This is a genomic window from Mycoplasma simbae ATCC 49888, assembly GCF_000702705.1.
In the GTDB taxonomy this organism is placed as follows: Bacteria; Bacillota_I; Bacilli_A; order Mycoplasmatales; family Metamycoplasmataceae; genus Mycoplasmopsis; species Mycoplasmopsis simbae.
On sequence record NZ_JNJG01000006.1, the window covers coordinates 1 to 25,935 of the forward strand.

Below are 25,935 nucleotides of genomic sequence, written 5' to 3' on the forward strand. Positions count from 1 at the left end.
ATTTCAATGGATTAATCAGAAGAAAATATAAGAAAGGATTTGACTTTAATCTATTGTCTGAAGAAGAGCTTAACGAGTACATCGATTCAATAAACAATATGCCAAGAGAAATTTTAGGTTGAAAAACATCCAAAGAAGTTTTTCAACGTTATTCTTCTGTTAGTGTGTAAGCACACTAAGAAAATTTGTTGCACAAATTTATGTCGGTTTTACAAACCGAGAATTTTCTAATTAAAATAAATAAAAAACAACGTGCTCAACCATGAGTTTGCACGTTGTAATATAATAAAAGTAAGTGTTGCACTTGAACCTTCATTATAGGAAAATCCAACATTAGTCGTTGGATTTTTCTTTATTTGTCTTGAATAGCATCAATAGCTGGTAATGAATGTTCTAATAGATATTGTTGACTAGCACCACCGCCTGTTGAAACGTGGTTTATATTTGCTTTAAAGCCGAATTTTTCACTAGCCGAAATAGTATCACCGCCGCCTATAATTGAATAAGCATTTGAATTTACAATTGCTTGCCCTATTGATTTAGTTCCTTGTTCACCAAAACCTAATTCAAATACACCTAAAGGCCCATTTCAATAAATCAGTTTTGCTTGAGCAATAATTGAGCTATATAAGTCTATTGTTTTAGGACCAATATCAATACCCATTTTGTCTTTAGCGATGTTTTGATCTTGAGAATAGGTAGGCTCAACATCTTCAAAATTATTAACTAAAGCATGGTCAAGTGGGAAAAATAATTGAGCTTTAGAGTTAGCAATTAATTCTTTAGCAAAATCAATTTGGTCATCTTCAACTAATGATTTACCAATTTGATAGCCTTGAGCTTTTAAGAATGTATATGCCATTGCTCCACCAATTAAAATTTGGTCAGCCTTTTGACTTAATTTAGTTAGATATGAAATTTTATCTTTAACTTTAGCTCCACCAACAACCGCAACAAAAGGTTTAGTTTCGCTAGCAAAAGCACTATCAAAGGCATTTAGTTCTTTTTCAACTAAAAAACCTACTCCGCTTTCAGTTATATTTTGGCTAATACCCACATTTGAAGCGTGTGAACGGTGAGCGGTAGCAAAAGCATCATTGATAAATACATCAGCTAATGAGGCTCATTTTTGACCTAGTCACGCTGCATTTTTACTTTCGGCTTTATCGTTTAAATCTTCATAACGAGTATTTTCAACTAAAATTACTTCGCCAGGTTGCAGTTGGTTAATTGCATCTTTTAAAGTATCATCACTTGTGGCTGCACTAAAATATACTTTTTGGCCTAATAATTTAGCTAATTCTAGAGCAATTGGCTGCAGTGATTTTTTAGCTTTATCTTCATAAGTTTTAATTCTACTTAGGTGTGAAAGTAAAATTACTTTTGCGTTTTGCGCTAGTGCATACTTGATTGTTTGTAAAGCTGCTTCAATACGTTCATTTGATTGAATAATTCCGTTTTTAATTGGAACATTAAAGTCAACTCTAATTAAAACTTTTTTATTATTTAAATTAATATCTTTAATTGTTTTTTTCATATTTTTAGCTCCCTTAATACATCTATAATTATATTAAATTCACTCATTTTATAGGCAAATTAGTAGCTTAAATAATTGTTGTGTAAGCAAATAAAAAAACTTAAACACTCATTAAGTGTTTAAGTCAAATTATTCAACTGCAATAACTTCTAGGAATGTATCTAAATCTAAAGTGGCATTTCCTATTAAAAAGCCATTGATGTCTTTAATTTTAGCTAATTCTTTAATGTTTTGAGCATTGACTGAGCCACCATAAATAATTCTAGTTTCAGGCGTAGTAATTGAGCGAATGTAATCAGCCATTTCTTTTAAAAAGGTTGGACTAGCACTATGCCCTGTACCCATTGCTCAAATTGGTTCATATGAAATAATTACTTTACTAAAATCTAAACCTTTTGATGAATCCATAATTTTAGTTTTAACCACTTCTTTAGATCTTCCTTGTTCATATTCTTCTAAAGTTTCGCCAAAACAAATTAGTGGTGTAATGCCATATTCTAAGGCAATTCTAGCTTTATCATTAACATCTGAACAAGTTTCGTAGTGATATTTTCTTCTTTCAGAGTGGCCTACAATTACATATTTGATATCAAATTCACTTAACATTTCAGCTGACACATCACCAGTGTAAGGACCTGCGTGAAATGCAGATACATCTTGGCCAACTAGCAACAATCTTTTTTCCTTGTTGAAGGCAATGTGCGAAGCTAAATTAATTGGTGGCATAGCAATACCGAATTGATTTGATTCAGTAGCTTCTTTATAAGCACGATCTGCTTTAACTCTTTTTTTGTATTCTTTATTGAATTTAACAAGTCATTGGGCACTTTCATCAAAAGTTTTATTCATTTTTCAGTTGGCAATAATTATTTTGTTCATCTCATCTCCAAATTAAATAGTTATTATTATTTTAATAGAAAATTAAATTTTTCTTCATCCAAAATTTGTATGTTTAATTGCTCAGCTTTTTCTTTTTTGCTACCAGCATCTTCTCCACACAATAAAAAGTTAGTTTTTTTACTTACGCTTGAAAGGACTAGGCCGCCATTTTTTTCGATTAAGTCAGCAAAATGTTCTCTTGGTTGACTTAATTTACCAGTTATAACAAAGCTTAATCCTTGCAACTTATCACTCGTGGCAACTACATTTTTGCTATATTCAAACACTGAGTCAAAATAGTCAATTAGCTCAACATTTTTTGAATTATTCAAGAATTTTTCAATACTTTCAATGATTTTAGGGCCAATATTATCAATGTGTTTAATTTTAATTAAATCTTTATCTAATATCATTTCACTAAACGTTGAATATTGTTTTGAAATTAGCTTAGAAGCTCTAATACCAACGTGTTTTAAACCTAAGGCAAACAATACCTTGGCAAAATCATTTTTCAATGATTTTTCAATACTGTTTAGCAAATTATTGACTTTAGTTTCACCATAACGCTCGAGCTTAATAATTTGATCAAAATGATTTTTTAAAACAAAAATATCTTCAATCTTAGTTAAAATGTTCGCTTTAAACAAGTCTTTAACTGTGTTAATTCCTAGCCCCACAATATTTAGTGCTTTACGTGAAGCAAAATGAGCTATTTTGTTAATAATCATCTCTTCACAGTTGTCATTAACGCAGTATTGATCAACTATATCGCTAAATTCAACTAAATCATGTTTACATGAAGGACAAAGCAGTGTTTTAGGATAAATATTGGCTGTGTTTTTGGTAGCTAAAGCTATTACTTTAGGAATAATTTCACCAGCTTTAACAATCGTTACTTCATCGCCAATATTAATATTCATTTCTTGAATGAAATTGTAATTGTGTAAGGTTGCATTTTGCACTGTTGTTTGATTTAATACAACTGGTTCAATATTTGCTACATAGGTGATTTTGCCACTTCTCCCTACAGTTGTAATAATATTGATTATTTTACTTTGGGCTGATTCAACTTCATATTTGAACGCAATTGAGTGTTTAGGAAATTTGGCAGTTTTGCCCATTTTTTCTCAATAATTTAAAGCATTCAGCTTAATAACTAGTCCATCAGCGTCAAAATCTAACTTATTTTTTACTTCAGCAAAATCTTCAATTTCTTCTTCAAGATCTTCTAATTCAACAATGTTAATTTTGTCATTAGTTGGAATTGAAAGCGATTTAATAAATTCCAAGGCTTGTTTTTGTGTGCTGATGTTATGTTTAGCAGGCTCAACTAATTCATAAAATATTCCCTGTAGACCACGCTGGGCTACCACATTTTGATCTAGCTGTCTCAATGTGCCACTGGCAGCATTACGAGGGTTAGCAAACAACTTTTCGCCTTTTTTACTCATTTTATCGTTTAACTCGGCAAATGCTTTTTTAGGCATGAACACTTCGCCACGCACTTCTAAATCATTTGTATAGGGAATAATTTTAGGTATTTGACCTATTTGACTTATATTTAAAGTTACATCTTCACCCTCGCTGCCATCGCCTCGAGTTAAAGCCTGCACTAAATAACCATTTTTATAATGCAAAGCAATTGACAAACCATCAATTTTGGGCTCTAAACTAAAGCTAATTTGTTCAATAGGTACTACTTTTTCAATATTTTCATAGTATTTTATTACTTCATCAAAATTATAAGCCTTAGCTAAAGACAGCATTGGCTGAACGTGTTTAACCTTGCTAAAGGAGCTTTGATACATGTTTGATCCAAAACCAACTTTATCTGTAGGTGAGTTCGGGTGTTTATGCTCAGGATATTTGAGTTCTAGATGCTCTAACTCTAATAAGGCTTGATCATATTCTAAATCTGACACAGTGGGTTTATTTTCAATAAAATATTCATAGTTTCATTTATTAATTAAGTCTGTAAGTTGTTTAATACGCTCTTTCATAAGTCTCCATTTTAATAATTTTATCTAAAAGCAAAAATAAAAAACTCATAATGAGTTTAATATTTAGCAAATGTTGTTATTTCATATCACGCAGGCAGCGTAATTACACTTTTTTGAATTAATACAGCTAGCACTAGCAGTGAAATTACCACTGTAGCAACAATTAAGTCTCTTCATGTTGGAATTAATAAACGATAACGAGTTCTTTTGGCGTATGGATCATAGCCTCTTGTTTCCATTGCGTTTGATAAATCTTCAGCTTTAGCAAATGAAGTTGAAAACAATGGAATAATTAAAGTTGTGAAAGCTTTAGCTTTGTCTTTAGATTTACCATTTACAAAGTCAACACCTCTCGAAGCTTGAGCTTTCATAATTCTTTTAGCTTCAATCATTAAGGTAGGTATAAATCTTAGCGCAACTGAAATAACCATCGCAATAATGTGAGTAGGAATGAATAAAAGTTTAAGTGGAAACATTAAATCTTCTAAAGCTTTAGTTAGCATTATTGGTTTAGTTGTAGTTACAAATAAACTTGTAGACATAATCATGATATAAATTCTAAACACAAGTGAAATAGTACGCGCAATTACACCATAGCTAAAAGCGTATTGAGAATTGCCAATAAAAAAGATTGGTTTGTAATCTGTTCCAGGTGTAATTTTCATTGTGTAAATGTTGACAAACATAACAATAAAGCCAACAATTAAAGGCATTTTTAGCAGTGAAATTGCACCTTTAAAGCTTTTTGTACCAATTAAATAAGCTATCAATAAAGGAACAAATAAAACTGCTAAGGTTGTAAAGTGCAATGAGATAAAAGTTAAAGCAATATACAAAATATTAGCCACTAATTTCACACGTGGGTCTAAACGGTGAATAAAGCTATCATCATAAATGTAGCTTCCAATTGGTGAAGTATTCACTATTTACCTCCTTGTGTTTTTAACTTATTTGAAATAAAGTTAGCTAATTGATCGATAGTTTTAATAGGTGGAAGTGTTCAACCTTTAGCTTCTAGCTTAGCAACAAAATCTAATAATTTTGGCGCTTCTAGGTTGTTTTTGTATAAAAATTCAGTATCTTTAAGAACTTCATAGGTTGGGCCATCTTTCACAATGGTTCCATTACCCATCATAATTACACGATCACTAACTTGCAACACGTTGTCTAAATCATGAGTGACAATCACAATGGTTTTACCCATTTTGTGTAATTTGGTAAAAATTGAAAGAATTTCTTGTACACCCGCTGGGTCTAAACCCGCAGTAGGCTCATCAGCGACAATAATATCTGGTTCAATGGCTAAAATTCCGGCTAGAGCGACTCTTCTTTTTTGCCCACCTGATAAACCAAAAGGCGATTTATTTAAGTATGAATCATCTAGTCCACATAAATTTAGGTATTTTTTGGCTCTAGCTTTAGCTTCTTGCTTGTTAACACCAAAAGAAATAGGCCCAAACATAATATCTTTTTCAATAGTTTCTTCAAAAAGTTGGTATTCAGCAAATTGAAACGCGATTGCAATTCTACTTCTAATATCTTTAGATCTTTTAACTTTTTTCAGTTTTTGTGTGTGTAATTTGACTGATTTTGTGCCATTTAAGTGTTTAACTTGACTTAGTCATGAAGCTTTAATTTCTATTTGATCTTTAAAAGTTACATATGCTTTTTGTTTGCGATCATATTTTTGATTTGTAAAGTTTCATTGAATTTGACCTTTTGTTGGTAAAAGTAATGCGTTTAAGTGTTCAACAAGTGTAGATTTACCGCACCCTGTTTGCCCAACAATGGCAACAAATTCACCTTGTTTAACGTTTAAATCGACATTTTTTAGGGCTGTATATTCCATCTTTGTCCCAGGGCTATAAATGTGTGAAAGATTTTTTACACTTATTTGCATATTTGCTCCATTAATTCTTTTTCATCGTATGTTGTTTCAATCCCACTGATTTTTTCACTTAATTTATAAATAAAAGGCGAGTCGATTTTTGCAATTTCAATCACTTCTTTGTTGTTTAGAATGTCTTTAGGTGAACCTTGAGCAATGATTTTACCTTGTGAAAACACTAAGCAATAATCAGCCAAAATTGCTTCATCCATATCGTGAGTAATTGAAATCAATGTTTTTTCACGTTTAGCTTGAATTTCACGAATTAGGCTCAATACTTGGCGTTTACCTACTGGATCAAGCATTGAGGTCACTTCATCAAAAATAATAACTTCTGGATCAAGCGCTAGCACTGAAGCAATAGCAACTCTTTGTTTTTGTCCACCTGATAAAAGGTGTGGCTCACGTGTTAAATATTTTTTCATTCCAACTTTTTCAGCTAATTCGTCAATAATTGGCTTCATTTTTTCACGTTCTACACGTTTATTTTCAAGTCCAAAAGCAATATCATCTTCCACGCTCGCACCAACAAATTGGTTGTCTGGATTTTGGAAAATAATACCTATTTTTTGTCTGATTTGTTTTAAAGTTGAAGCTGAAATTACTGTTCCATTAATTTCAATGCTTCCACTTAAAGGTTTGTATAAAGCTACTAATAATTTAGAAAAAGTAGACTTTCCTGAACCATTATGACCTAAAATTGCCACATATTTGCCATCTGGTATCTCAAAACTAATTCCATCAATTGCATTTTTGTCTGCATCTGGATATTTAAAAACTAAATCTTTAACTTTAATCATAATTACATAATTATAAGACACAAAGATGAAAAATTTATCATAAATATTCCACAAAATAACAAGATTATGGATTTATTATTAATATATTAATAATGCACCAAAATCTTTTGTAAAAAGGACCAAAAAATATATAATTAATTAATATAAATAATAGAAAAAACATAAATATATCAAGTTTAAATTAGGCTTAAACGCCTATAAAATGTGTGTATACGTCAAGGAGTAGAATATGAATATAGAACAAAAACTTGTGTCTTCAATGCGTGCTGTAGCATTGGATTCAATTAATTATGCTAAGAGTGGCCACTCTGGCATGAGTGTTGGTGTAGCCGATATAACTGCAACACTGTTTACCAAGTTTTTAAACATTACTAATTTGAACCCAAAATGAATCAACAGAGACAAATTTATCTTGTCCGCAGGGCATGGTTCAATGGGAATATACTCGATTATGCATTTCATGGGTCTATTAACTCTTGATGAAATGAAAGCTTATAGAAAGTTGGGTTGCAAAACTAGCGCTCACCCTGAAGAACACGCCTTTGAATACATTGATGCTTCAACAGGAGCTTTAGGTCAAGGGGTTGCTATGGGTGTTGGTATGGCTTTAGCACGTGATTATTTAGCTAAAAAATTTAACAAAGATAATTTCAATCTTTTTGATCATTCAGTTTATGTATTGCACGGTGATGGTTGTCTACAAGAAGGTGTAGCACTAGAAGCAATTCAACTTGCTGGAACACTAAAACTAAACAATTTTGTATTGATTCATGATTTTAATGGTATTCAAATCGATACTCAAAGCAAGCTAGTTAATAATATTGACTTTAAAGCATTTTTTAAAGCTCAAAACTTTAATGTTGTTGAAGTTAATTCAAATATTGTTGAAATTGAACAAGCACTTGAACAAATCAAACATTTAAGTGGACCTACATATCTACAAGTGCACACAAATATTGCCAAATATACTCCAAACGAAGACACACCTAAAGGACACGCGGGTACCTTTGATGAAGCAACAACTAATCAAATCAAAGAAAAAATGGGTCTATGCAACACAAATCCATTTGAGTATGATCAACAAGTTTATGAATATGCATCTTCATTTTGAAAAGCCAAAAACGATAAATACGCATCTTGAAATGAATTATTAAATGAATACACCAACTCATATCCTGAATTAGCTAGCCAAATCAAACAATTAATTAACGGTGAAATTACATACGATTTTTCAGATGTTGAATTTAGCAAAGACAACCTTTCTACACGTGAATATGCTGGGGAAATTATCAAAAATATTGAGCAAAAATACTGAAGCGTATTGGGTGGTTCTGCCGATTTAGCTTCTTCTACCAAAGTTGGATTTAAACACACAATTCAACAAGGTGGCCAAGGAATTTTATACGGAATTAGAGAACATGCTATGAGCGCAATAAACAACGGTATTTATTTAGCTTCTAAACTAAAAACGCTAGCTTCAACATTTTTAGTATTTAGCGACTATGCTAAAGGAGCGTTGCGTTCAGCTTCATTAATGAAATTACCAGTAATTAACGTATATTCACACGATTCATACGCGATTGGTTCAGATGGACCAACACACCAGCCAACTGATCAATTGCCAATGTTGCGTAGTATTAAAAATATGCTTGTAATTAGACCTTGTGATCAATACGAAACTAAGGCAGCGTTTGCATACTCACTAAACCAAAATCAGGAACAAATTTCTATTATCACTTCAAGACAAGGACTAAAATCTTATCCAAATAATTTAAAAAATCAAGCTTTAGATCCGCTAAGATTAATTGCAAATTACCAAGGTAATTCAGACAAAAACCTAATTATTTTAGCTAGTGGTTCAGAAGTTGAGCTAGCACACAAAGCGGCCGAAAAATTAAATACTCAACACAATGTAAATACTAAGGTTTATTCAGTGCCAGTTTTACAATGAATTGTGCAAAATGAAGAATTAATTAAAGAATTTAAGCTAGATTCTACACCAACACTAGCTTTAGAAGCTTCAAGTGATTCAATGTGATATCGTATAGCTCAATACACACGTTTTGACGCGATTTTAGCTACAGAATATGGCCATTCAGCCGACGGACAACAAGTTTACGAAATGAATGGATTCAACGTTGAAAATGTTATTGATAAAGCTCTAAAATTATTGAATTATTAGGCATATCTTTATCTAATATTAAATACATATCATTTAGACTTTATTTAGTATAATTGCAATATTATTATTTATTTAAGAAAGGGGATGTATGAAGAATTTTTTCACTAATTTGGGCTACAATATCTCAAAATCTTGATACAAATTAAGCCATTGATTAAGATCTTTTTGAGAAAACAAAGATGTGACTAAAAAAACACTATTTACTCTAGGTTTTTTAGCAATTTACGTGATTATGACAACAATTGGTGCTCCATTTGTTAAGATCAAAGCTCAAGATTTAATTGAAGAAGATACATTTTTTAACACTTTAAACCTAATCGGTGGGGGAGGGCTAAGAAACTTCTCACTAGTTGCATTAGGTATTAGTCCTTTCATTAACGCTTCCTTGATTATGTCATTGTTACAAACTAGATTGTTTCCGGCAATACATAAACTTAGTCAATCCGGTCCGCAAGGAAGAAGAAAACTAAACATTATTACTCGTGTTTTAACACTTGTTATTGCTTTTCCACAAGCAATATTGCTGTCACAATCATTAGGTTCAGGTGAAAACCCTTTTATTGAAATATTGCCTGTTTATGGCCCTAATTCATTGCAAGTTACAACATATTTAATCGTACCTATGATTTTAATTGCCGGTTCCTTGTTTTCGCTTTTTATTGCCGAACAAATCACTGACCGCGGAATTGGAAATGGTACTTCCTTAATTATTTTCACTGGTATGGCTTTTGCTTTACCAAACCAATTTAAACAAGCAACTGTATTTTTTGTGAGTCAAGATTCATCTTCATCACTATTCATTGGTTCACTTAAATTTATCGCCTACATTTTTATCTTCGCATTAACTTTATTTGTGGTTGGTTTAATTTACAACTCAGAGCGTCATATCCCAATCCAACAAACTGGGGCTGGACGTTCAAGAAACGTTAAAGAAATGGGTAAATTGCCAATCAAATTAAACCCCGGTGGAATTATGCCAATCATCTTTTCAACCATGGTAATTTCTTTCCCAATTATGATTGCTCGAATTTTGCCTACCGGTAATCCCGCTAAAGCTTGAATCAATGAATACATGCAATTTACTTCGCCTTTAGGTTTATCATTGCTAGTTGTTATTACCTTCTTCTTTAGTTATTTGATGGGTATTCAGCAATCTAAAATTGATAAAATTAGTGAAGATTTCGCTAAAAACTCAACATTTATTCCAGGAATTCAACCCGGTGAGCAAACAGAAGATTATTTGTTTGCTACCGTGCTAAGACTTTCTACTTTTAGTGCCTTTTATTTAGTTTTACTAGCTTCATTCCAATACTTACAAATTTTATTACTAAGCTGACCAGCAGTAATTTCATTTGGTGGTACCAGCATTATGATTTTAGTTTCAGTAGCCCTAGAAACCATTGGTCAATTTAAAGCTAGATTAAAAACGACTAAACTTGCTAAACAAAAACAATTATCACGTCAAATTAGTGACCAAATTGTGTATGAAAACTTATACACAGAACATGGTCCTGACAAAAAAACAACAAACAAAAACACAAACGGAGATGGTTTATTATGATAGAGTCACAAAACGCAAAACTTAATATGGTCTTTATGGGTCCTCCAGGTGTTGGTAAAGGGACTGTGGCAGCGCTAATAGCTCAAAATCACGGTTACATTCACTTGTCAACTGGTAGCATATTCCGTGAAGAAATTGCTAAACAAAGCCCATTAGGAATTAAAGTTTCTGAAATTGTTAAATCAGGACAATATGTTCCTGATGACATTACTAACGAAATTGTTAAAAACAAATTAATTGAATTAATTGGTCAAAACCAATCTGTGATTCTAGATGGCTATCCTCGTACAATTAATCAAGCCCAATTTTTAGATTCAATTCCAAACTTCAAATACGCAGTAGTTTCACTTTTTGCTGATGAAGAATTAGTGTTAAAAAGACTTTCAGGCAGAAGATTTTGCCCTGTGTGCAAAAGTGGCTACCACGTTGAATACATGCCTTCAAAATTAGGCGATAAATGTGAAAAAGACGGTGCAGAATTATTCACTCGTGCCGACGATTCTATTGAATCTATTAAAGTGCGTCAAAAAATTTACCACGATTCAACACAACCTTTACTTGATTTTTATCAGCAAGCAGGACGCATTATTGCAATTGATGCTAACGGCAACGCTGATGAAATTGCTCAAAATGTTGTGGCAAAAGTTAAATAAAGTTGGCTTAGCCAATTTTTTTATTGAACTTTTGCAATAAAAATTCAATAAAAAAATAGAGTTGTAAATGCCAAAATATTTAATTTTTTCAATAAAATTCAGTAATTAATGAGTGAATTTGCTAACTTTCATACTTCTATTACAAACAAGCCTATCAAAATCAACATATAAACTCAAAAATAAATTAACTTTTTATTTACGTAAAAAAAATATTTTGATAATATTAAAGCGTTATATTAATATATAACGTATTAAGGAAATGCAAGATGATACATTATAAAAATCAAAGTGAAATTGAAAATATAACTAAATCTTGCCAAATTCTGGCAGAGGTTAAACAAGTAGTTTACGACCACATAAGACCAGGGGTCTCATTAAAAGAACTGGATACAATCGCTTTTAATGAAACGATAAAACGAGGTGCTAAACCTGCCTTTTTAGGATTATATGGTTTCCCTAATACTATGTGCATCTCAGTTAATGAAGAATTGATCCATGGCATTCCTAGTGACTACGTATTAAAAGAAGGCGATATTGTTTCTTGCGATATGGGTTGCATTTACAAAGGAATGAATAGCGATAGCGCTTTTACCAAAGGCGTTGGAGCTATTAGCCCAATAAATGAAAAATTGATCAGAGTAGCTAAAGAAGCTTTTGAAGCTGGCGTAGCTGCGATTAAACCAGGAGCAAGAGTAGGCGATATTAGCCACGCAATTGGTAAAGTGATCAAAAAAAACAAACTTTATACCCCATCGGAATATTGCGGACATGGAATTGGCTATAGTCTACACGAAGATCCAAACGTGTTTAATGATGGCCAACCAGGCAAAGGCCCCTTTTTAAAAGATGGCATGGTAATTTGCATTGAACCAATGGTTATGCAAAAAGATGCTCGTGTAAAAATTAAAGCAGATGGCTGAACTGTTGTTAGCGCTAGCGGTTTGACCAACTCGCATTATGAACACACAGTCTTGATCAAAGATGGCAAGGGTGTAATATTAACGAAAGGAATTTAAATGGCAAAAGATGCTATTAAATTTAAAGCCGTAGTTAAGCAATCATTCTCAACAGACGAGTATGAAGTTGAATTAGAAAACGGCGTGGTAATTAAAGCTCACATCTCAGGCAAAATGCGTGTAAATCACATCAGAATTTTACCTGGGGACACAGTTGATGTAGAAATTAGTCCTTACAACTTAAACTTGGGACGTATTATCTACCGTCATAAATAAGGAGAAAACATGAAAGTTAGAGCTAGTGTAAAGAGAATGTGTAAAGATTGTCGTGTTATCAAACGTAGAGGAATTATCAGAATTATTTGCGTGCAACCAAAACACAAACAAAGACAAGGATAGGAATATTAAATGGCTAGAATTTTAAACGTTGAAATCCCAAACAATAAACGTATCGTTATTTCATTAACATACATTTACGGTATTGGTTTAACATTATCAAAACAAATACTTGCGCAAGCAAAAATCGACGAAAACATTAGAGTTAAAGACTTAACAGAAGAACAACTATCAGCAATTCGTGAAGCTGCTAGAGCATACCAAACAGAAGGTGATTTACACCGTGAAACATCATTAAACATCAAACGTTTAATGGAAATTAAATGCTACCGTGGCATGAGACACCGTAAAGGTTTACCTGTAAGAGGTCAATCAACAAAAAGTAATGCTCGTACACGTAAAGGTCCTAGAAAAACTGTTGCTGGTAAGAAAAAATAATTAGGAGTTAATAATGGCTACAACAACAAAAACTAAAAAAACTAAAAAAAGACTAGTTGTAAGTGGCGTTGCACACATCCACTCAACTAACCAAAACACAATCGTAACATTTGCTGACGAACAAGGTAATGTAATTGCTTGATCATCATCAGGTGCTATCGGATACAAAGGATCTAAGAAAAAAACCCCTTACGCTGCTGGTTTAGCTGCTCAAGCTGCCACAGAATTAGCTAAAGAACGTGGTATGAAATCTGTTAGAGTTGAATTAAAAGGTTTAGGTGCTGGTAAAGACGCTGCACGTAAACAAATCGAAGTATCAGGAATTACTGTTACAGAAATTAAGGATGTTACACCTGTTCCTCACAACGGAACAAGACCTCCTAAACGTGTTCTAAAACGTGAAAAAATGAGATAGTTTAAACAAATTCTAAGGAGGATAAAATGGAAAAAATGACAAAATTAGACTATACACAAGTCGAAAGCATGAATTCAAGTGCTAAAGAAGTTAACACAACTACTTTTGCATTGCAACCTCTTGAAAGAGGATTTGGTCAAACTGTAGCAGTTGCTTTAAGAAGAGTATTGTTATCTAATATTACTTCGTTAGCAATGTGTGCAGTTAAAATTGAAAACGTAGACCACGAATTCGAAGTAATGAATGGTGTAGTAGAAGATGTTACATCATTAATTATGAATTTAAGAAAAGTTAAATTCCAATACAATCCTGAGTTAGTACGTGATGATGAAATTATCAAGGTTACTTTAAAAGCTGATCAGCCTGGAGCTGTAACTTCTCGTAGTTTAGAAGTTGCTAACTCAAATATTGAAATCACAAGCAAGTCAGTACATTTAGCAACTATTAGTGCCAAAGGTAGCTTACATTTAGAGCTATACTTGCGTGCTGGTAGAGGATTTATCTCAAGCGAGAAAAACAAAAAATTCATTGCTTCTCAATCATTCTTATCACAAATTAGCTCAAATATCAAAAAAGGTATTTTGATTGCTACAGACTCAAACTTTAGCCCAATTCAAAACGTTAACTACAAAGTAAGCGAGCTAAACTCTGCTTCAAACGATATTGAAGAAAGACTAGAATTTAACATCACAACAGATGGAACTATTGCTGCTAAAGAAGCTATTAGACAAGCAAGTGAAATTCTAATTGCCCACTTCCAAGTAATTGGTAATGTTGAAGGCATGGTAATTGATTCTGTATTCAAAAAAGAAGAAGTTGAAAAAGAAGAAGAAAAAGAAGAAAACGATTTAGATATTTCACTATTAAACTTATCTGTTCGTTCTTTAAATGCCTTGAGAAAAATTGGCAAAAACACTTTATCAGAAGTTGCTGAAATGACTTATGAAGAACTTGAAAACACTAAAAACTTAGGTAAAAAATCTCTAGATGAAATTGTTGCAAAACTAAAAGAATATGATTACGAATTAACTAAAGGAGAAGAATAATGGCTAATCCAAAACAAATTTACAGTCGTGATACTAAATGAAGAAACGGTGTAATTCGTACTTTAGTGAGTGAATTATTTGCTCATGGTCGTATTACAACAACTCTAACTCGTGCTAAAGAATTGCGTCGTCACGCAGAAAAACTTATCACTAAAGCTAAAAACCCAACTCTTGCAAATCGTCGTGCTGTTGCTTCAGTACTACGTCCTACATTAGTAGATGGCAAAGATAATGTTTTAAAACATCTATTTGATACAATCGCACCTAAATACGCTGAAAGAAACGGCGGATACACACGTATTTACAAACTTGTAGCACGTCAAGGTGACTCAGCACCTATGGCTATTATTGAACTAGTTTAATTTATTTTCTCACTTTAATTACCAATCTTGAAAACAACTTGCGAGTTGTTTTTTTATTGCAAAAATACACGTTTTAGTACGCAAAATGTTATACTTTATTGATATGCCAAAAAATAAAGACCACTTAATTATTGATTTAGCTTTTGCACCTGTTGATACTCAAAATTATATTGATTTACCTCAAATAAAACTTCAAGCAAAAAGCGCAAATGCATTCTTAATTTTAGACCCAGGCTCTACACTTATGAATGAAGGCTTTAAACACTTGATTTTAAGTAAAAATTGTATAAAAACACTTAATTTTACTGATGAAAATACATTATTTACTCACGAAAGCATTCAAAATAAACCCATCAATAAAGCGATTTCTTTTTACAATCTTGAATTTTTAAATAATGAATCCAAAATGGCTCCAATTGCCCAAGAGTACTGACACATCAAAAAAAATTATGTGCTTGATAAAAACCGAATCAAAAATATTAGCACAATGATGCTAAATAATGAATTCAAAATCAAATACAACACACTTGCAGCTTTTAAAGAAAACATTAATATTATCTACTCAGAACTAGCAGATTTTAAACGTGAACACGAATATTTATTTAAAGCATTGAACACTTCAATTGAAAACTCCAATATCAGCGAGGCGGAACTAAATACAGTCAAATTAATTGACAATTATGAATGATTTAGCGAAAAAATTGTCTATGAATTTTTAGAACTTTTTGAACGTATTTTTAACTTTGCCAAAAACTTGCTGCGCAACTATCACGCCAGTGACGACTTTAACACTTTAGCCAAAACCGAATCATTGCGCCGTCGGATTGAATATGTAACCTTGATGCAAAAAACATCTAAAGAAATGGTTAAACGCCAAATTTACTTACGTGATTTACACACTGAATTAAATGAGAGCATCAAACTAAAGGATAGATACCGTTCAAATACTCAAAATAAACTTAATAATGTGATTAATTGATACCGTAAAGGAATAAAATTGCTTAACCACAAGGCTAACTTTTTTCCAAAACACTCACTTGAACAATTGCAAATATACAAAAGTGTTTTAATTTACAAATATATTATTAAACTGCTATTTTTAAACAAAAATAAACTAAAAGGTTTAAGCGTAGAAAATATAGCTGAACTAAAAGTGGATCTAGATTCACGCTCAAGCCTGTTTATTGCAAACAATTTAGCCAAAAACTCTCTTTCAGGTGAAGCTCTAAATCTTAAAGGCATTAAAAAAACAATCAGAAAAGAACTTTACCTAGAAATAGATCAATATATTGAACTTTCCCGTTCAAATACTGAAATTTTAAACGAACACATAAAATATCTAAAAAATCGTATTAAAAAAGTTAAAACTAAAAGTTTAAATGTTTTTGGCATTGAAAATTACCATAGCGATATTAATAAACTAAAAAGCAAAATCACCTTAACTCAAGCAGAACTTAATTGACAACAAGACAACGTGCGTAATGAATTTAAAAATGAATCTGCTATTTCTAACCAATTTAACATTAATGCTAAACGTATAATTAAAACCTATTCTGCACTGTTAAATTTCAACTTAATAGAGTTCAATAAATTGTCTCATTCAATAGCAAATATAGGTTCACACGATCAAGAAATTTTCAAAAAACTAATAAATATAAAAAACCAAATTGATACAGTGTGCAACTTACTTTCATCAATAGAATTTTTATTCAACTACATTGAATTAATCAGGTCTTTACTGTTTAATAAATACGATTTAAGCCATAAAAATATTGAACAAATTGATATTTTCTTTAAATTAATGCAAGTTTTAAATAATGTTTCATTTAGCGCTTCTAGTTTAACTAAGCCAATAAATAATCTTTCGAATATTTCACGCCTAAAAATTGGCTTAGTATCTGAGCTAATGAATGGTGCAAAAGTTTGTTTTATTAACGACGACATTAACAACTGTGACAGTAGACTAAAAAATGAATTTTTAAGAATTGCCAACGATTTTTGTTCTAAACAAGAAATAACATACACATTTATAACTAACGATATTGACTTAGTTAGAGACAACAGTTTTGATAATTTATACGTTTTTTGTGACAATAAATTAATAGAATATGGAGCTAGCTATAAAGTATTAAATAATCCTTTGCACCCATTGCTTAAAGAATTTTTATCTAAGGGCCATGTAGAAAATAGCGAAAAATTTACTGGTGCTAACTACATTTTTACTGAAGATTTTGAATTTAGTGACAACCACAATATAGTTGCTTCTAACACACTGGTAAAAAATTTAAGTGCTGACAATTTAAGTGAGATTCAAACTGAAACTTTTGATGATTTAGAAACTACTACTATTTATGATTTGCAAAGCTATGGCAACAATGAAGATACAATGATTGTTAATTTAGACACCCAAAATATTGACACAATTGATCTAGAACACTCACAACAATTAACTTTAGAGTTGCACGCCTTAAACAGTGAACAAGAAAGTGCTCAAACAGACACAATATTTATTGCTCACGACGACGCATATTAATCAGCGAACCACTCGCTGATTTTTGTTGCCTAGCTTAAAAGTGTACAAATTTGATATAATTAATTAATATTTAACACACAAGATATCAAAGAGGTGACTATGGAGTTAGAAAAAAACTATCAACCAAGCAAATATGAAAGTGAAATTTCAAAAAAATGACGCCAAAATAAGTATTTTAGTCAACATGATGAAGCAAAAAGACCTTTCACTATTTTGTTGCCCCCTCCAAACGTTACAGGTAAATTGCATATTGGCCATGCTTTAAACACCGCAATTCAAGACACTTACATTCGTTATAAAAAGCTAAAAGGCTATGATGTGTTTTACATTGCGGGTATGGATCATGCTGGAATTGCAACACAAACACGTGTAGAAAGCAATGTTTATAAGCAAACTGGAAAAACTAGACACGATTTTGGTCGCGAAGAATTTATCAAAAAAATTTGAGATTGAAAACACGAATATTCGCAGTCAATTCATCAACAATGAAACACATTAGGGTTAGCTTTAGACTATGAACGTGAACGTTTTACGCTAGATGAAAAATCTAATCGCGCTGTCAATGAAGCTTTTATTAATTTTTACAACCAAGGTTTAATATACCGTGGCGTAAAGGCGATTAATTGAGATCCAAAATTAAAAACAGCTCTTTCAAATATTGAAGTTATTCCTAAACCAACTGAGCAAAAAATGCTTTACATTAAATACCCAATTGCAAATTCAAATGAGTATTTAACTATCGCAACCGTTAGACCTGAAACTATGCTTTCGGATGTGGCAGTAATTTATAACCCTAAAGATAAACGTTACAACAAGCTAAAAAATATTGAAATTATTCATCCTTTGACTAAAAAAACCATCCCATTCGTTGCGGATGAATACACACAAATTGATTTTGGTAGTGGATTAATGAAACTATCAGCCCACGCAGAGGTTGATATTGATATCATTAAAAAACACAATCTGCAAATCAATGAAACCATTGATCAAAATGGCTTTATCAACGCTCCCGACTCACAATTCCATGGTCTAGATCGTTTTGAGGCTAGAAAAGCAATTGAAAAATATTTAAGCGAGAATGATTTATTAGTTAAAGTTGAAACCACAGTGTCTAACGTTGGTTATTCAGAACGTAGTGGCGAAGCAGTTGAAGTTTTAGTGATGCCTCAATGATTTGTGAAAATGGAAAAATTAAATGAAGCAATTTTAAAACACCTTAAATCAAAAAAAGCCGTTAAATTCTTCCCAAAACGTTTTAAATCAACACTAAAAACATGAATGGAAAACGCGTACGATTGAACCATTTCGCGTCAACTTTGATGAGGACACAGAATTCCAGCCTGATACAAAGATGAGCAAATTAAAGTTCAAGTTGAATGTCCAGGCGAAGGCTGAATTCAGGATAATGATGTTTTAGATACATGATTTTCTTCTGGTATTGCTCCGTTTTCATTCTTGGGTTGACCTGACGAGGATGCTAAAGATGTGTTGAAACGTTACTTCCCAACTTCTTTACTAGTAACTGGCTATGACATAATCTTTTTCTGAGTAGCTAGAATGTACTTTTTCTCGTTAGCATTCCAAAACGATAAACCTTTTGATCACTTACTGCTTACTGGACTAATTCGTGATGAACAAGGTCGCAAAATGTCTAAATCACTTGGAAATGGTATTGACCCTATGGACGTAGTTGCCGAATATGGAGTTGATGCCTTAAGATGATTCTTAATCACTAACACAACACCAGGCTTAGATATTCGTTATTCAACTGAAAAAATGAGGGCAGCATGAGGATTATGTAACAAAATTTGAAACATTGCTCGCTACATTCAATCATTGCCTGAAGATAAAATTAAAACATTTAGTCCAGCCGACAAATGAATTAATAATCGTTTAGCAAGCCTAAACAAAACCATCAATAAAGTCTTTGATAAATATGAACTAACCATTGTTGGTTACGAGTTAAATAAATTCATTTACAATGATTTTTCTTCTTGATACATTGAATTGTTAAAGATTTTACCTAACAAAAAGGCGGCTTTAGCAAACTTTAAAAAACTTTTAATCATTTTACACCCTATCATGCCTTTTATTAGCGACTACTTATACACTCAACTTTATGGTGAAGAATTACTCGAATCTAAACCATTGATGCTTAAAACTCAAAATGATCAAGCAAGTGGTCAAATTGACACAATTATTAAAATAGTTAACATTTTGCGTAGATACAGAGAAGACAAACAAATTAGTAAAAAAGATCTATTGCATTTTGATACAAACCTTGAATTAGATAACTTTGCTGTTGATTCAATTGCTAAATTAGCTAATGCTACAATCACTAAAAACACTGATACAGTTTTTGTTGATGGTGATATTAAAGTATTTATTCAAGAAAGTCAAGACTTAAAACAAGAATACATTGAGCAATTAAAAGCTAAAATTTCACATTTAGAAGCCGAAATTGCTCGTGCTGAAAACATGCTAAATAATCCTAATTTTGTTGCCAAAGCACCTGCTGCCAAAATTCAACAAGAACAAGAAAAATTAGCAAAATTTAATACTGAAATTACACAGTATAAAGAGGAATTAAAATGAAAATCTTAGAGGGAAAAAGTGTTGCTGAATCATTAACGCAACAATTAAAACAAGAATTTGCACAAGTTAGTGCTGAATTAGGTCGCAAACCGATATTGGGAATTGTTCGTGTTGGCGATAACGAAGCTAGCTCTAAATATATTGCTAAAAAAGTTGCCAAAGCTCAAGAGCTAGGCGTGGAAACCAAAATTTATCACTTCCCTGAAAAAATAAGATACAAACAATTATTGAAAAAAATGGACGAAATAAACGAAGAAGCAGATGGAATTATTGTTCAATTACCACTGCCCGCTTCAATTAACACCTATACTCAACCTATTCTAGACGCTGTGAGATTTGAAAAAGACGTAGACGGGTTAAGTTCGCGCAACACCTTCAATTTTTATAACAAAACTGAAGATTTTCACTTCACGCCTGCTACCGCACAAGCTGTTATGACACTAATAGATCACTACAACATTGACGTAACCCATAAACGTATTGCCGTAATTGGTCGCAGTACACTAGTTGGTAAACCAACCGCAACATTATTCAAAATGCGTGATGTACAATTAGTTTCAACACACAACCGTGAATCCGGAATCAAAGGCGTTGAAAACGCGGATATTTTAGTTGTTGCTACTGGTGTACCTAAACTAATCAACAAAGACAACATCAAAGAAGGTGCAGTGGTTATTGATATAGGAACCAGTTGAATTGAAGAAAATGGCGTTAAATACCTAAGCGGAGACGTTGACCATACAGGTTTGGATGGCTATATTAGTGCCATCGCCCCTACACCTGGCGGAGTAGGTCCACTTACTGTTGTTTGTTTGTTCAAAAACTTGCTAAAAGCAGTAAAAAACAACAATGATATTTAATTAAAGCACGCTGTGCTTTTTTTCTAAAAACAGCATAGATAATATTAAAAAATTGTTTACTTTATTGTAAAATTATTTTTATATATTCAACATTAACAAACATAGGAGAAAAAATGGAATTTACATCATTAATCCAACATACTGTTAACAACATTAAACAAACTAAAAAAATTGTGATTGTTGACGGTGACGATGCTCGTGCAATTGAAGCTGCACAAATTTTAGAGCAATATCCAAACTTAGAGTTGATTTTACTTACTGAAAAAGATACTCAAATCAACACAAAAGCTCAAGTAATTAACATTCACGCAGATGAAGATAAAAAACAAAAACTTGCTTTAGAAATGTTTAATCAACGTGAAGCTGCCGCTAAAGCTAAAGGCAAAGAAAACAAAGATACTTTAGAATTATGCCAACAAGCTTTAAACCAAAGAACTTTCTACGCAATGATGCTTCTACAAACTGGCGAAGTAGATGGTGTTGTTGGTGGATTATTCTACTCAACAGCAGACATGCTTAGAGCCGCTTTTAAAGTTATTGGTTCAGCTAAAGGAATTAAAACAATTAGCTCAGTTATGGTTATGCACCGTGGCGAAGAAACTTTATTCTTTAGTGACATCTCAGTTAACCCAAAACCTGATCAAGCAGGCCTAACCGATATTGGTTTAAACGCTGCTAAATTTGTTCAAGGTTTTGGCATTGATCCAAAAGTTGCATTTTTAAGCTTTTCAACAAGTTTTAGTGCTAAAACACCAGAAACAGAAATGGTAAGAAATGCAACTTTAGACTTTAACGCAAAATACGAAGGTGTTAAAGCAATTGGTGAAGTGCAACTAGACGCTGCTTTAGATTTAGGCGTAAGACAAGCCAAATATAAAGATGAATCATTCAATGAACCAGCTAACACACTAGTGTTTCCAAACCTAGAAGCTGGTAACATTGGCTACAAACTAGTTCAACGTTTAGGTGGTTTTGGAGCTATTGGACCTATCATTGTTGGTACAAACAAACCAGTTAACGATTTATCAAGAGGTGCTAAAGTTAACGATGTTGTTAACACAGTGCTAATTACTGCAATTCAAAGTGAAGGAGCAAAATAATGTCTAAAAAAGTTTTAGTTATTAACGCAGGATCAAGTTCAATTAAATTACAATTACTTGAAAAAAGCAATTTAAATGTTGTAGCTAGTGGTCTAGCTGAAAGAATTACTTTAGCTGATGGTATTATTACTATTAAAGCTAATGAACAAAAATATGTAAAAAATGTTGATTTACCAAACCACACTGTGGCGGCTGAACACATTTTAGCTTTACTTTCAGAAGCTAAAATTATTGAAAATGTAGATGACATTGAAATTATTGGCTTTAGAGTAGTGCACGGTGGTACTTACTTTAACAAAACAGCGCAAATTAATGATGAAGTTATTGCTGTGATTGAAAAATGTGCTGACTATGCACCTTTACACAACCCAGGTGCATTGCAAGCTATTAACGCTTTTAAAGCAGTTGTGCCTCACGCTAAATTAGCTGCTGAATTTGACACAAGTTTTCACACTACAATTCCAGATGTAAATGCTATTTATCCTATTCCACACGAGTGAACTGAAAAATTTGGTATTCGTCGTTTTGGTTTCCACGGAATTTCACACCAATACATTACTGAAAAAATGCAACAAATCTTAGGTAAAGAAAAAGTTAACATCGTTAACGCACACGTAGGAAATGGTGCAAGTATTTGTGCAATTAAAGATTCTCAATCAATCGATACCACAATGGGTCTAACCCCGCTAGCTGGTATTATGATGGGGACTAGATCTGGTGATGTTGACCCTGCTTTAATTGAATTTATCTGCTCACACACAGGACTAAGTGTAAACGAAGTAACAAGCGCGCTAAACAAAAAATCAGGTCTATTAGGTGTTTCAGGTATTTCAAGTGACATGCGTGATATTGAAAAAGGAATTGCTGAAAACAATCCTAAAGCAATTTTTGCATGAAATCTATATGTACAAAAAATCGTTGACTTTGTGGCAAACTATGCTAACAAAGTTGGTGACTTAGACGCTATTGTTTTCACCGCCGGTGTTGGTGAAAACGCTCCTGAATTACGTCGTGATGTGGTAGCAAAAATTAACTTTGCACACATCGAATTAGACGAAAATGTAAACTTTGCTAAAATTGCAGATTATGCACTAATTTCTAAACCAGAAAGCCAAATTAAAGTTTACGTAATCAGAACTAACGAAGAGCTTTTAATTGCTCAAAACGCTCTAAAATTATTTAGCTAATGCGTAAGGCTATTTACGCTGGTTCATTTGATCCCTTGCACAGCGGTCATCAAGCTGTAATCACCAAAGCGCTTAAACTGGTGGATCATTTAATCATCGTAGTATCAAATAACCCTGACAAAAATAATTTAGACAACATCAACGAGCGCTTTGAACATATTCAAAATGTTTATCAAACTAATCCAAATGTAACTGTTTTGTGTAATAAAAACGAGTTAATTGGCAACATTGCCAAGCGCGAAGGTGTTAACTTTTTAATTCGTTCGGCACGCAATAATGTTGATTATCAAATCGAATTAGATATAGCTGCTGGTAATCATGAAGTAAATCCAGATTTAGAAACGATTTTAATCATTCCTGACTATGACATGATTGGCATTAGTTCAACACTAATTCGCCACAAAAAAGCTTTGATCAAGGAGAATTAATGTTTAAATTCATCACAAGTGCCCTTGAACCAGGCACTTGACCAGCAACTAAAGAACCTCAAGTCATTTTTTGAGGTCGCTCTAACGTTGGCAAATCCTCGCTTTTAAACGCTTTAACTGATCAAAAATTAGCTTTTGTGTCCAAAACTCCTGGTCGCACCCAATTAATCAACTTTTTTAGCGATAATAACGGTAAATTTTTAGTCGATTTACCAGGTTATGGCTATGCACAAATGAGTAAAAGCCAACAGGATAAAATGCTTTGAGCAATTAAACAATATCTTTCATTTAATGCTGGCACTAAGCACTTATTCATCCTGCTTGATTCACGCACTGGCATTACCAAAATTGATCTTGAAACAATTCATTTTATTCAACAATTAGGCCTAAAATACTCATTAATATACACAAAATTAGACAAATTAAACCAAAAAGAAAAATCCGCTTTAATCAAAAAACACTCTCAACACATTGAAGCAAACTTAATTAGTGACAATGTAAACGTGTTTTTAGTATCAGCACAAAAACGTATTAATCTGGATGAATTAACTCAACACATCAGCGATATTTTATATCCAAACGCAGAATAAGGAGGCATATGAAAAAGAAAAAAGCTTTATTGACAGCTGGCATAACTTTAGCTAGCACCAGTGCAATTATTGCTGGTATTGCTTTAATCTCTAAATACACCCACCCTCAACTTGATGCCATTAAAGAAATTGGTCAATATGAGTTGATTAAAGGGCCTAATGAAACAGATTTTGCAAACCATTACGCTTCCGAATTTGCTTATGCATCTTATTATGATTCACGGCCAACTTATTCATCAAGCACAATTTTTCAGCCAGAATTAAAAAACCAAAGCAATAAAGAAAATAAATTCTGATCATACCAATTAGAAATTAGCTACGATTACAAAGATAGCTCTGTTGAAGAATACAAAGCACGCCATAAACCTTTATTTACTTTGCGCCACGCTCGCACTAAAGCACCAATTGATGTATTAAAATCAACTCACAACATTTATTATCATGCTTATGCTAACGACATAACTGGTGAATTGTTTTTAAATGTGCTTTTAGAAGACAAAAATAGCGATGAAAAAATCTTACAAAAATCTACTTCCGATGCTGAACGTATTGACAAATGAGCGTTTAAAACGTTCAAAATTGGCGGGTTTAAAAAACTAGATTTAAACAACCAAAACGAATTAATTCGCTCAAAAAGCAATAAAAATTCAACAATTATTGGTAGTTTTGGTGTTAATGATACCAAAAAATTAACCGATACTTTTGCTACTAGATCTCATGGCCAAGATGAGCAAAAAGTAAGCATTAACAGCGTCAATGATTTAATTGATACAAACGTATTACCTTCTATAGCCCAAAGCGAAGAAGCCAAAATTAAAGCTAATAATGACAAAGTTAAATCTTTACTATCAATTAGTTCATATAATCGTTCAAACCCATTGGTTTCAATTGATTGAGACTCGCCAGTGTATTTTACTAAGTCAAATCACCCTGACAAGCTTATAATGCACTATTTTGTTAAACGTTATGTAGCTAATGCAACGGAACGTAAATTATCTGGCTTAGAACAAGTAAAAATCAAGCAAGAACAAACACAAATTGTCTACTTTAACTACTTTAACCTTGAACGTATAGCAAAACAATTTGTTGAAGTGATTGGTAAAGAGGGCATTCAGCTAAATCAATATAGTCAAAGCGGGCCTAACGCTTTAAGCTTTAGTCAAAACTCTTCTTTAAGCGAATTAAACTCATCAAGAGGCTACTTTAGAGAATTAATTTTGCGCTTTAAAGAAAACTCCGACTTTACCACCTTAGCTAATTATTCAAACCTTTCAGCACAAGAAACTAACTTAAATAATTACACACTGTATTTTGAAACCGATAAATACTTCAAAATTCATGATGATGCTAATAAAGATTCAGATCCATACATTGGTAACCAAAACGCTGATACAATCAATTTTGCTTACACACTTAAATTTAATGAAAACGGTTCTTCAAACGGAATCAATAAATATTATGGTAGCTTTAAATTGAGCGGATTTAAACCATTAGCTTAGAAAACTTTGATCACTTCAGATCAAGGTTTTTTTACGGAATACATTCCACTTTTTTTCTCCATTGCATTGAAAAGTCAGTGTATTCGTCGT

Annotated in this window: 24 protein-coding genes; 18 read left to right on the top strand and 6 right to left on the bottom strand. The window is 32.4% G+C overall.

What is annotated here, in order from left to right:
• Positions 1-352 precede the first annotated feature (352 nt).
• The 6 genes from T329_RS0101650 to T329_RS0101675 all read right to left on the bottom strand — a co-directional run bounded on the left by T329_RS0101650 (position 353) and on the right by T329_RS0101675 (position 7,104).
• On the bottom strand, positions 353-1,537 hold the full coding sequence (locus tag T329_RS0101650; RefSeq protein ID WP_029608707.1) for a phosphoglycerate kinase: 1,185 nt from the start codon (positions 1,535-1,537) through the stop codon (positions 353-355).
• A gap of 129 nt (positions 1,538-1,666) precedes the next feature.
• Positions 1,667-2,416, bottom strand: a complete 750-nt coding sequence (tpiA, locus tag T329_RS0101655; RefSeq protein ID WP_029608708.1) for a triose-phosphate isomerase — start codon at positions 2,414-2,416, stop codon at positions 1,667-1,669.
• Positions 2,417-2,442: 26 nt separating this feature from the next.
• Positions 2,443-4,416, bottom strand: coding sequence for an NAD-dependent DNA ligase LigA (gene ligA, locus T329_RS0101660; RefSeq protein ID WP_029608709.1), 1,974 nt, complete (start codon positions 4,414-4,416; stop codon positions 2,443-2,445).
• A 56-nt stretch (positions 4,417-4,472) separates the two neighbouring features.
• The gene (locus T329_RS0101665) at positions 4,473-5,339 is read right to left on the bottom strand and encodes an energy-coupling factor transporter transmembrane component T family protein (RefSeq protein WP_029608710.1); all 867 of its coding nucleotides are present in this window, start codon (positions 5,337-5,339) and stop codon (positions 4,473-4,475) included.
• Positions 5,339-6,316 (bottom strand): energy-coupling factor transporter ATPase, encoded by a 978-nt coding sequence (locus T329_RS0101670; protein WP_029608711.1) that lies wholly within the window; start codon positions 6,314-6,316, stop codon positions 5,339-5,341. Before T329_RS0101670 ends, T329_RS0101665 begins: the two co-directional genes overlap by 1 nt.
• Positions 6,307-7,104, bottom strand: coding sequence for an energy-coupling factor transporter ATPase (locus tag T329_RS0101675; RefSeq protein WP_029608712.1), 798 nt, complete (start codon positions 7,102-7,104; stop codon positions 6,307-6,309). Before T329_RS0101675 ends, T329_RS0101670 begins: the two co-directional genes overlap by 10 nt.
• A 229-nt stretch (positions 7,105-7,333) precedes the next feature.
• Between T329_RS0101675 and T329_RS0101680 the strand changes: the two genes are divergently transcribed.
• The 18 genes from T329_RS0101680 (at position 7,334) to T329_RS0101765 (ending at position 25,845) form a co-directional block, all read left to right on the top strand.
• A complete protein-coding gene (locus T329_RS0101680) occupies positions 7,334-9,286 on the top strand; it encodes a transketolase-like TK C-terminal-containing protein (RefSeq protein ID WP_029608713.1) in 1,953 nt (650 codons plus the stop codon).
• A gap of 88 nt (positions 9,287-9,374) precedes the next feature.
• Positions 9,375-10,850: a preprotein translocase subunit SecY gene (secY, locus tag T329_RS0101685; protein ID WP_029608714.1), complete on the top strand. Its 1,476-nt coding sequence runs from the start codon at positions 9,375-9,377 to the stop codon at positions 10,848-10,850.
• Complete coding sequence (locus T329_RS0101690) at positions 10,844-11,500, top strand: adenylate kinase family protein (protein WP_029608715.1); 657 nt, start codon at positions 10,844-10,846, stop codon at positions 11,498-11,500. Before secY ends, T329_RS0101690 begins: the two co-directional genes overlap by 7 nt.
• Positions 11,501-11,766: 266 nt before the next feature.
• The gene (map, locus tag T329_RS0101695) at positions 11,767-12,516 is read left to right on the top strand and encodes a type I methionyl aminopeptidase (protein WP_029608716.1); all 750 of its coding nucleotides are present in this window, start codon (positions 11,767-11,769) and stop codon (positions 12,514-12,516) included.
• The gene (gene infA, locus T329_RS0101700; protein WP_029608717.1) at positions 12,517-12,732 is read left to right on the top strand and encodes a translation initiation factor IF-1; all 216 of its coding nucleotides are present in this window, start codon (positions 12,517-12,519) and stop codon (positions 12,730-12,732) included. It abuts the gene before it with no gap.
• A gap of 9 nt (positions 12,733-12,741) precedes the next feature.
• Positions 12,742-12,855 carry a 50S ribosomal protein L36 gene (gene rpmJ, locus T329_RS0101705; protein WP_029608718.1) on the top strand — a complete coding sequence of 38 codons (114 nt, stop codon included), beginning with the start codon at positions 12,742-12,744 and terminating at the stop codon, positions 12,853-12,855.
• A gap of 9 nt (positions 12,856-12,864) precedes the next feature.
• Positions 12,865-13,230 (top strand): 30S ribosomal protein S13, encoded by a 366-nt coding sequence (gene rpsM, locus T329_RS0101710; protein WP_029608719.1) that lies wholly within the window; start codon positions 12,865-12,867, stop codon positions 13,228-13,230.
• A 13-nt stretch (positions 13,231-13,243) separates the two neighbouring features.
• Positions 13,244-13,645, top strand: a complete 402-nt coding sequence (gene rpsK / locus T329_RS0101715; protein ID WP_029608720.1) for a 30S ribosomal protein S11 — start codon at positions 13,244-13,246, stop codon at positions 13,643-13,645.
• Between the two features lie 26 nt (positions 13,646-13,671).
• Positions 13,672-14,691 (top strand): DNA-directed RNA polymerase subunit alpha, encoded by a 1,020-nt coding sequence (locus tag T329_RS0101720; RefSeq protein WP_029608721.1) that lies wholly within the window; start codon positions 13,672-13,674, stop codon positions 14,689-14,691.
• Entirely contained in the window at positions 14,691-15,053 is a 363-nt protein-coding gene (gene rplQ, locus T329_RS0101725) for a 50S ribosomal protein L17 (RefSeq protein ID WP_029608722.1), read from the top strand. The genes T329_RS0101720 and rplQ overlap by 1 nt, the downstream gene beginning before the upstream one ends.
• 85 nt (positions 15,054-15,138) lie before the next feature.
• Positions 15,139-17,586 carry an MAG1360 family OppF-related protein gene (locus T329_RS0101730; protein WP_029608723.1) on the top strand — a complete coding sequence of 816 codons (2,448 nt, stop codon included), beginning with the start codon at positions 15,139-15,141 and terminating at the stop codon, positions 17,584-17,586.
• A gap of 99 nt (positions 17,587-17,685) precedes the next feature.
• Positions 17,686-20,190: a valine--tRNA ligase gene (locus T329_RS0101735; protein ID WP_029608724.1), complete on the top strand. Its 2,505-nt coding sequence runs from the start codon at positions 17,686-17,688 to the stop codon at positions 20,188-20,190.
• On the top strand, positions 20,178-21,041 hold the full coding sequence (locus T329_RS0101740; RefSeq protein ID WP_029608725.1) for a bifunctional 5,10-methylenetetrahydrofolate dehydrogenase/5,10-methenyltetrahydrofolate cyclohydrolase: 864 nt from the start codon (positions 20,178-20,180) through the stop codon (positions 21,039-21,041). The genes T329_RS0101735 and T329_RS0101740 overlap by 13 nt, the downstream gene beginning before the upstream one ends.
• Before the next feature lie 113 nt (positions 21,042-21,154).
• A complete protein-coding gene (locus T329_RS0101745) occupies positions 21,155-22,141 on the top strand; it encodes a phosphotransacetylase (RefSeq protein ID WP_029608726.1) in 987 nt (328 codons plus the stop codon).
• Positions 22,141-23,328 carry an acetate/propionate family kinase gene (locus T329_RS0101750; protein ID WP_029608727.1) on the top strand — a complete coding sequence of 396 codons (1,188 nt, stop codon included), beginning with the start codon at positions 22,141-22,143 and terminating at the stop codon, positions 23,326-23,328. Before T329_RS0101745 ends, T329_RS0101750 begins: the two co-directional genes overlap by 1 nt.
• Complete coding sequence (coaD, locus tag T329_RS0101755) at positions 23,328-23,756, top strand: pantetheine-phosphate adenylyltransferase (RefSeq protein WP_029608728.1); 429 nt, start codon at positions 23,328-23,330, stop codon at positions 23,754-23,756. Before T329_RS0101750 ends, coaD begins: the two co-directional genes overlap by 1 nt.
• Positions 23,756-24,346 carry a ribosome biogenesis GTP-binding protein YihA/YsxC gene (gene yihA, locus T329_RS0101760; RefSeq protein WP_029608729.1) on the top strand — a complete coding sequence of 197 codons (591 nt, stop codon included), beginning with the start codon at positions 23,756-23,758 and terminating at the stop codon, positions 24,344-24,346. Before coaD ends, yihA begins: the two co-directional genes overlap by 1 nt.
• A gap of 8 nt (positions 24,347-24,354) precedes the next feature.
• Positions 24,355-25,845, top strand: a complete 1,491-nt coding sequence (locus T329_RS0101765) for an MAG1430 family protein (protein ID WP_029608730.1) — start codon at positions 24,355-24,357, stop codon at positions 25,843-25,845.
• Positions 25,846-25,935: the final 90 nt, after the last annotated feature.